The organism is Micromonospora sp. URMC 105, from assembly GCF_051386295.1.
In the GTDB taxonomy this organism is placed as follows: Bacteria; Actinomycetota; Actinomycetes; order Mycobacteriales; family Micromonosporaceae; genus Micromonospora.
Window position 1 is genome coordinate 1 of sequence record NZ_JBPQTL010000186.1, and the last position, 2,528, is coordinate 2,528.

General features: G+C 74.5%; 2 protein-coding genes. One reads left to right on the forward strand and one right to left on the reverse strand.

The window, feature by feature from the left end:
• Window positions 1–86: 86 nt before the first annotated feature.
• On the reverse strand, window positions 87–683 hold the full coding sequence (locus ACSNN7_RS28765) for a DUF998 domain-containing protein (RefSeq protein ID WP_436684189.1): 597 nt from the start codon (window positions 681–683) through the stop codon (window positions 87–89).
• A gap of 180 nt (window positions 684–863) precedes the next feature.
• Between ACSNN7_RS28765 and aspS the strand changes: the two genes are divergently transcribed.
• Window positions 864–2,528: aspartate--tRNA ligase (aspS, locus tag ACSNN7_RS28770; protein WP_436684190.1), on the forward strand; the 1,665-nt coding region annotated here is incomplete at its 3' end.

Sequence of the window (2,528 nt, forward strand, 5' to 3'; positions counted from 1 at the left end):
CCCCCCCCCCCCCCCCCCCCCCCCCCCCCCCCGCCCCCGTGTCCGGGTGCGGAGGGCCCGCTCCTCGATGGAGCAGGGGTCCCGGCTCACCGCGGGTCGGATCGGGGCCGGGTCAGCACCACGAGCAGCGGGCAGAGCGCCTCCGCGCCGGCGGCCACCCGCTCGGCCAGCCCGATCCTCGGCCCGCCGACGACCAGCTCGACCACGAACCAGCCGACCAGGACGAGCAGGACCGCCGCGGCGGTCGTACCCCAGGCGGGCGGGAGCCCGGCGGCGCGGCCGGGCGCGCGGCGGCGAGGAGCGGCGAGCGCCGGCCAGAGCGCCAGCGCGCCGAAGGCGACGGCGGCGGCCACCCCGTGCGGATCCGAGGAGCCCCGCTCGGCCGGCAGCGGGAACACCGCGACGGCGACCGTGGCGAGCCCACCCAGCGCCAGCGTCAGCCGGCCGGCGGCACCCAGCGGGCGCAGCCCGGCCGCGGTCACGCAGTGACAGACACCCAGGCCGACCAGGGCCAGCGTCATGATCCAGCGGTCGTCGGCGTCGCGCGCCGCGAGCGCGCTGATGGTGCCGGCGACCTGGTCGAAGCCGCCCGGCTGCCGGGCCGCGGCGAGCGTCCAGCCGCCGATCAGCAGCACCGGGGCGGCGGCGGAGGAGACGAGGGTCCAACGGGGTACGGCGTGCACCCGGCACACCGTACGGGAGCAGGGCCGGGGCGCGCCCGGTGCCGACCGGGGGCCGGCACCACCGGAGGCGTCGACCCAGGCCCTTCCTTCCGGTGAACCGCGCCCGGTGGCGGCCGGGGCGCGGCGGTGCTGACAGAATGCGGAGGGCAGAGATGTACCGCAGATGAGGAGACGCAAGTCGTGATCCGTACCCATGACGCCGGCAGCCTGCGCGCGACGGACGCCGGCACCACGGTGACGCTCGCCGGGTGGGTGGCCCGCCGGCGCGACCACGGCGGTGTCATCTTCGTCGACCTGCGCGACGGATCCGGTGTGGTCCAGGTGGTCTTCCGCGAGGAGGACGCGCACGCGTTGCGCAACGAGTTCTGCGTCAAGGTCACCGGCGAGGTGACCCGCCGCCCGGCAGGCAACGAGAACCCGGAGCTGCCCACCGGCGAGGTCGAGGTGACCGTCGCCGAGCTGGAGGTGCTCTCCGAGGCGGCCCCGCTGCCGCTGCCGGTGGACGACCAGGTCGAGGCCGGCGACGACATCCGCCTCAAGTACCGCTACCTGGACCTGCGCCGCAGCGGCCCGGCCAACGCGATGCGGCTGCGCTCGCGCGCCAACCAGCTCGCCCGGGGCGTGCTGCACCAGCGGGACTTCCTGGAGATCGAGACCCCGACGCTGACCCGGTCCACCCCGGAGGGCGCCCGCGACTTCCTGGTGCCGGTCCGGCTCCAGCCGGGCAGCTGGTACGCGCTGCCGCAGTCGCCGCAGCTGTTCAAGCAGCTGCTGATGGTCGGCGGCATGGAGCGGTACTACCAGATCGCCCGCTGCTACCGCGACGAGGACTTCCGGGCCGACCGGCAGCCGGAGTTCACCCAGCTCGACATCGAGATGTCCTTCGTCACCGAGGACGACGTGATCGACCTCGGTGAGGCGATCGTCGCCACGCTCTGGAAGGAACTGGCCGGGCACGAGATCTCCCGGCCGATCCCGCGGATCACCTGGCACGACGCGATGGCCCGGTACGGCTCCGACAAGCCGGACCTGCGCTACGGGGTCGAGCTGACCGAGCTGACCGACTACCTGCGGGGCACCGAGTTCCGGGTCTTCGCCGGCGCGATCGACGCCGGTGGGTACGTCGGCGCGGTGGTCATGCCCGGCGGCGCGTCCCAGACCCGCAAGGAGCTGGACGGCTGGCAGGACTGGGCCAAGGCGCGCGGCGCGCGGGGCCTGGCGTACGTGGTGCTCGACGCCGAGACCGGCGAGGCGCGCGGCCCGGTGGCGAAGAACCTCTCCGCCGAGCACCTGGGTGGGCTCGCCGACGCGGTCGGCGCCAAGCCCGGTGACGCGGTCTTCTTCGCCGCCGGCACCAACACCCGCGAGGCGCAGGAGCTGCTCGGCGCGGCCCGGATCGAGATCGCCAAGCGGGCCGGCCTGATCGACGAGAGCGCCTGGGCGTTCTGCTGGGTGGTCGACGCGCCGATGTTCGAGCGCACCGACGAGGGCGGCTGGACCGCCGTGCACCACCCCTTCACCTCGCCGAACGCCGAGTGGGTGGACCGCTTCGAGGAGGCCCCGGACCGGGCGCTGGCCTACGCGTACGACATCGTCTGCAACGGCAACGAGATCGGTGGCGGCTCGATCCGTATCCACCGGGGTGACGTGCAGAAGCGGGTCTTCGACCTGCTCGGCATCACCGCGGAGGAGGCGCAGGACAAGTTCGGCTTTCTGCTGGAGGCGTTCAAGTACGGCGCCCCGCCGCACGGCGGCATCGCCTTCGGCTGGGACCGGGTCTGCATGCTGCTCGCCGGCGCGGACTCGATCCGCGAGGTCATCGCCTTCCCGAAGACCCGGGGCGGC